This window comes from Saccharopolyspora gregorii, assembly GCF_024734405.1.
In the GTDB taxonomy this organism is placed as follows: Bacteria; Actinomycetota; Actinomycetes; order Mycobacteriales; family Pseudonocardiaceae; genus Saccharopolyspora_C; species Saccharopolyspora_C gregorii.
In genome coordinates this window covers 3,875,941-3,881,951 of sequence record NZ_CP059556.1, presented here as the reverse complement: position 1 = coordinate 3,881,951, position 6,011 = coordinate 3,875,941, and the positions used below count along the sequence as shown (strand labels likewise).

Sequence of the window (6,011 nt, the reverse complement as noted above, 5' to 3'; positions counted from 1 at the left end):
CGTGCGGGCGGTGATCTTCCCCGGGCAGGGCGCGCAGCGGCGCGGCATGGGTGCGGAGCTGTTCGACGCCTACCCGGACGCCGAGCAGGAGGCCTCCGAGATCCTCGGCCGCTCGATCCGGCGGTTGTGCCTGGAGGACCCGGACAAGGAGCTGGGCGACACCCGCTGCACGCAGCCCGCGCTGTACGTCGTCGGCACCCTGGCGCACCGGCGGTGGCGCGAGGACGGCGGCGCGGCCGACCGGTACGCCGGGCACAGCCTCGGCGAGTACTGCGCGTTGCACGCGGCGGGCGCCTTCGACTTCGCCACCGGGCTGCGGCTGGTGCGGCGCCGCGGGGAGCTGATGGCGCAGGCGCGCGGTGGCGGCATGGTCGCCGTGCTCGGGCTGGAACCGCCGCGGCTGCGGGAACTGCTCGCCGAGGGCGGGTTCGGTTCGCTGGTCGTGGCCAACGACAACGCGCCCGCGCAGCAGGTCGTCTCCGGCGCGGTCGAGGTGATCGGCGACCTGGTGCCGTACCTGGAGGCGCGCGAGGTCCGCTGCGCCCGGCTGAACGTCTCCGGCGCGTTCCACTCCCCGCTGATGGCGGCCGCGAAGGAGGAATTCTCCCGCTACCTGGCGGAATTCCGGCTCGGCGATCCGCTGGTGCCGGTGATCGCGAACGCCACCGCGCTGCCGTACCCGCCGGGGGAGACCGCGCGGCTGCTGGCCGAGCAGGTGGTCAGCCCGGTGCGGTGGACGGAAGGCGTGCGGCACCTGCTGGACGCGGGTGTCACCGAGTTCGTGGAGCTCGGCGGGCGCGTCGTCGGCAAGCTCGTCGAGCAGATTCGCGCCGCGCCGCGACCGGAGCCGGTGGCGGAACCGGGACCGCGTCCGGGATCGGTGGCCGAACCGGCGCTGCGACCAGAACCGGCATCCCGTCCGGAACCCGTGGCCGAGGCCGTGCCGCACCCGGAACCGGCCCCGAGCCCGGAACCGGCGCGGCCCCGCGCTCCGGAGCGAACCGCGCCGGTCGACGGGAGTTCCGCACCGCCGGTGGTGCCGACCGAGCCTCCCGCCGCCGACGAGCGCGCCACCCACCTCGGCAGCGAGGTGTTCCGCCGCCGCCACGGCCTGCGCTACGCCTACGCCGGTGGCGGGCTCTACCGCGGGGTCGCCTCCCCGGAGATGGTGGTGCGCTTCGGCCGTGCGGGCATGCTCGGCGTGCTCGGCACCGGTGGGCTCCCGCCCGCCGAGGTCGAGCACGGCGTCCGCGAGATCCAGCGCGGCCTGCCGCACGGCCGGGCCTACGGGGTGAACCTGCTGGCCGACCACGACGATCCCGCGGCCGAGCGCGAGCAGGTGGAGCTGCTGCTGCGGCTCGGCGTGCGCACCGTCGAGGCCTCCGCGTTCGTCCGGATCACCCCGGCGCTGGTGCGGTTCCGCGCCAGCGGGCTGCGCGCCGGTCCGGACGGGAAGCCGTTGTGCGAGCACCGGATCCTCGCGAAGGTGTCCCGTCCCGAGATCGCCGCCGAGTTCCTGGCGCCACCACCGCGGTCCATCTTGGACGGCCTGCGCGCGGAGGGCTCGCTCACCGACGAACAGGTGCGGCTGGCGGCCCAGGTGCCGATGAGCCACGACCTCACCGTCGAGGCCGACTCCGGCGGGCACACCGACGGCGGCATCGCGGCGGTGCTGATGCCCGCGATGCTGGGGCTGCGGCAGCGCGCGGTGCGCGAGCACGGCTACGCCGAACCGATCTGCCTCGGCCTCGCCGGTGGTATCGGCACGCCGTCGGCGGTGGCCGCCGCGTTCCTGCTCGGCGCCGACTACGTGCTCACCGGCTCGATCAACCAGTGCACCGCCGAATCGGCGATGAGCGCACCCGTGAAGGACGTGCTGCAGGACATCGGCGTCGACGACACCGGCTACGCCCCGGCGGGCGACATGTTCGAGATGGGCGCCCAGGTGCAGGTGCTGCGCAAGGGCGTGTTCTTCCCGACGCGGGCGAACAAGCTGTTCGCGCTGCACGCGCACTACGACGGCTGGGAGCAGATCCCGCTGCGCACCAGGAAACTCGTCGAACGCACCTACTTCCGCCGCAGCGCCGAGGAGGTGTGGGACGAGGTGTGCGCCCACCTGCGCTCCCGCGGCCGCGAAGCGCAGATCGCGCAGGCCGAGCAGCAGCCGAAGCTGAAGCTGGCGCGGCTGTTCCGCTGGTACTTCCACTACAGCACCACGCTCGCGATGAGCGGCGACGAGCACGACAAGGTCAACCGCCAGGTGCACACCGGTCCCGCGCTCGGCGCCTTCAACGACTGGGTGCGGGGCACCGAGCTGCACCCGTGGCAGCACCGGCACGTGGACGAGATCGGCCGCCTGCTGCTGGACGGTGCCGTCGAGACCATCGGCGCGGCCGTCGAGCACTGGCAGGCCACCCTGGGCCCCCGGCCCGAACCCGTCGGCTGATACGAGGAGGTCCTGATGACCGCGCCGACCGCGGGAACCGAGATCCGGCTGGCCTCCCGGCCGGACGGGATGCCGGTCCCCGAGAACTTCACCGTCGCCCGGGCCGACCTGCCCGACGTCGGGCCCGGCCAGGTGCTGGTGCGCAACCTGGTGCTCAGCGTCGACCCGTACATGCGGGGGCGGATGAACAACGTGCGCACCTACGTGCCGCCGTTCCAGATCGGCAAACCCCTCGAAGGTGGTGCGGTCGGCGAAGTCCTCGTGTCGCGGTCCCCGCAGCTCGCGGCCGGTGACGTGGTGCTGCACGGGCTCGGCTGGCGCGAGTACGCCGTGGTCGGCGCCGCCGGCGCGACCCGGGTGGACACCACCGCCACCCCGCCCGAGGCGTACCTGGGCGCGCTCGGCATGCCCGGCCACGCCGCCTACGCCGGACTGCTCGAAGCCGCCGAGTTCCGGCCCGGCGACACGGTGTTCGTCTCCGGCGCGGCGGGCACCGTCGGCTCGATCGTCGGTCAGATCGCGAAGCTGCGCGGCGCCGCCAAGGTCATCGGCTCGGCGGGCGGCCCGGCGAAGGTGCGCTACCTGACCGAGGAACTCGGGTTCGACCGCGCCTTCGACTACCGGGACGGGCCGATCTGGCAGCAACTGGTCAAGGCCTCCCCGGACGGGTTCGACGTCTACTTCGACAACGTCGGCGGCGACCACCTGGACGCCGCCCTGCTGCTGGCGAGGCCCGGCGCCCGATTCGCGCTGTGCGGCGCCATTTCCCAGTACAACGAGCGCGGGGAGGTGGTGGGGCCGCGGAACCTGGTGCAGGCCATCGGCAAGGGCATCACGCTGCGCGGATTCCTGGTGGGCCACTACGAGCACGTCAAGGACCGGTTCCTCGCGGAGATGGGCGGCTGGCTAGCCCGCGGCGACGTGCGGTGCCGGGAGACCGTGGTGCAGGGCGTCGAGAACACCCCGCAGGCCTTCCTGGACATGCTCGGCGGGAAGAACACCGGCAAGACCCTCGTGCGCGTCGGCTGATCCGATCAGGAGATCAAGACCAGTGAATTCCCCAGTGGTTCCGGCAGAATCCGCGAAAGCGTCCCACGTCGGCCCGCGGCCGGTGTAGTTTCCGGGAGGGGGGCGGTTCGTCGATCACGCCGCGATTCCTCGGCGCAGCAAGGGTTTTCGATTGACGCGGCCGATCTCCGGTGTGCCCCGATCGTCCGGGGCAGGGCGGTTTCCCCGTGCGGCGGCGGAACTCCGCTGCGGCGCCGTTTCTCCGACAACCTCCGACGCGGCCCGGTCTCCCCACGACAGCACGGAATCCCCGACGCAGCTTCCCCGGCACAGCAACGACCTCCGGGCGCCAGGTCGCCGCCGATCGCGCGGACGCCACCGAACCGCTCCGGTCCAGTGAGAACAGAAGGAAGGCCACCATGTCCGCCCAGAACGCCACCCTGTCCGTCCCCGAAGAGGTCGGTCTGCTCTACGACCGCCTCACCGCGCTCGACACCGAAGGCACCGGCGGCAGCCTGCACCTAGGATTCTGGGACCTCGACGACACCGAGGTGCCGCTGGTGGAGGCCGCCGACCGGCTCACCGACATGATGACCGAGCGGTTGCGGTTGCGGGCCGGGCACCGCGTGCTCGACGTCGGCTGCGGACTCGGCCAGCCCGCGAGCCGCATCGCCGCCCGCACCGGCGCCCACGTCACCGGCGTGTCCATCAGCCGGGACCAGATCAGCCGCGCCACCGAGCTCGCGCAGGACGCCGGGCTCGCCGGCCAGGTCGAGTTCCAGCACGCCGACGCGATGAACCTGCCGTTCCCCGACGCGTCCTTCGACGCGGCCATCGCCATCGAGTCGATCTTCCACATGCCCGACCGCGAGCAGGTGCTGAGCGAGATCCAGCGCGTGCTCAAGCCCGGCGGCCGGCTCACCCTCACCGACTTCTTCGCCCGCGGCCCCATTCCCGCGGACAAGCAGGAGCACGTGGACCGCTGCCTGCGCGACTTCATCATGACCCTCGCCGACGGGGACGACTACCTGCCGATGCTGCGCCGCGCCGGGCTGCGGTTCGCCGAACTGCTCGACATCACCGAGCAGAGCGTGCGCCCCACCTTCCAGCAGATGAGCGCCGCCAACGACCAGCTCGACCCGGTTTTCCAGGAGGAGGCGGACACGAAGTTCAGCCCCGCCGACATGGTGGACGTGGACGAGTTCGGCTCGGTCCTGCTGACCGCCGAGAAGCCCGCCTGATCTCCGCGGGTCCCCCCAGGTGAATGGCCCATCCGTCCCGGGAACGCGGGCCGGTGGGCCGTTCACCTCCCCGCCGATCGTTGATAAGGGATGGTCTGCTGTGACCGAGATGGTCGAACACGACGACACCGCCTTGGCGTTCCCGCCGCCGCGGAGGTGCCCGTACCGGCTACCGGACGAGTACCCGGAGCTGCGGGAGAACTCGCCGGTGCAGCGGGTGCTGCTGCCCACCGGCAGGCACGCGTGGATCGTCACCCGCTACGAGGACGTGCGCAAGGCGCTCATCGACCCGCGGCTGAGCTCCGACCGCGGCGACCCGGACTTCCCGCACATGGTGGAGCTCGCCAAGAGCGACAACGACTCCACCCTGTCGCTGGCCGGGATGGATCCGCCGGTGCACACCCGCGCCCGCCGCGCCGTCGTCGGCGAGTTCACCGTGCGCAAGACCGAGGCGCTGCGCCCCCGCGTCCAGCAGATCGTCGACGAGGCGGTGGACGCTATGCTGGCCGGGCCGAAGCCCGCCGACCTGGTGCGCGCGCTGTCGTTCCCGGTGCCGTCGTTGGTGATCTGCGAACTGCTCGGCGTGTCCTACGCCGACCACGAGTTCTTCGAGGACCGCACCTCGACGATGCTCAACACCACCGAGCCGCCGCTGGCCCGGCAGCGCGCCTTCTTCGACCTCCAGTCCTACTTGGACGAACTGGTGACGGCGAAGGAGGCGGAGCCCGGCGACGACCTGCTCAGCCGACAGGCCGCGAAACCGGCCGAGGAGCGCTCCTACGACCACGCCGAGCTCGTGGACCTCGCGTTCCTGCTGCTGACCGCCGGGCACGACACCACCGGCAACATGATCTCGCTGGGCTCGCTGGCGCTGATGCAGAACCCGCGGCTGCGGGACCGGGTCATCGCCGAACCGGGACGCACCCTCGACGTCGTGGACGAGCTGCTGCGCTACTTCAGCATCACCGACCTGATCACGGTGCGGATCGCCAAGGACGACCTGGAGATCGGCGGCCAGCCCATCAAGGCGGGGGAGGGCGTGTTCGCGCTCGGCGGCTCCGCCAACCGCGACCCGGCCGCGTTCGAGCGCCCCGAGGAGATCGACGTGGAGCGCGGCGCCCGCCAGCACGTCGCGTTCGGCTACGGCCCGCACCAGTGCCTCGGCCAGAACCTGGCCCGGATGGAGCTGGAGATCGTCTACAACACCCTGTTCCGCAAGATCCCCGGCCTGCGCCCCGACGCCTCCCTCGACGACCTCCCCCTGAAGAACGACGCGGCCATCTTCGGCCTGCACGCCCTCCCCGTCACCTGGTGAG

At 72.2% G+C, this 6,011-nt stretch carries 4 protein-coding genes; all 4 read left to right on the top strand.

Annotated elements, in window-relative coordinates; translation table 11 throughout:
- Nucleotide 1 precedes the first annotated feature (1 nt).
- Entirely contained in the window at nucleotides 2–2,446 is a 2,445-nt protein-coding gene (locus tag H1226_RS16895) for a PfaD family polyunsaturated fatty acid/polyketide biosynthesis protein (RefSeq protein ID WP_258341591.1), read from the top strand.
- Between the two features lie 15 nt (nucleotides 2,447–2,461).
- Complete coding sequence (locus tag H1226_RS16890) at nucleotides 2,462–3,475, top strand: NADP-dependent oxidoreductase (RefSeq protein ID WP_258341590.1); 1,014 nt, start codon at nucleotides 2,462–2,464, stop codon at nucleotides 3,473–3,475.
- Between the two features lie 398 nt (nucleotides 3,476–3,873).
- Nucleotides 3,874–4,695 carry an SAM-dependent methyltransferase gene (locus H1226_RS16885; protein ID WP_258341589.1) on the top strand — a complete coding sequence of 274 codons (822 nt, stop codon included), beginning with the start codon at nucleotides 3,874–3,876 and terminating at the stop codon, nucleotides 4,693–4,695.
- Between the two features lie 109 nt (nucleotides 4,696–4,804).
- Nucleotides 4,805–6,010: a cytochrome P450 gene (locus tag H1226_RS16880; protein WP_258349437.1), complete on the top strand. Its 1,206-nt coding sequence runs from the start codon at nucleotides 4,805–4,807 to the stop codon at nucleotides 6,008–6,010.
- Nucleotide 6,011 lies beyond the last annotated feature (1 nt).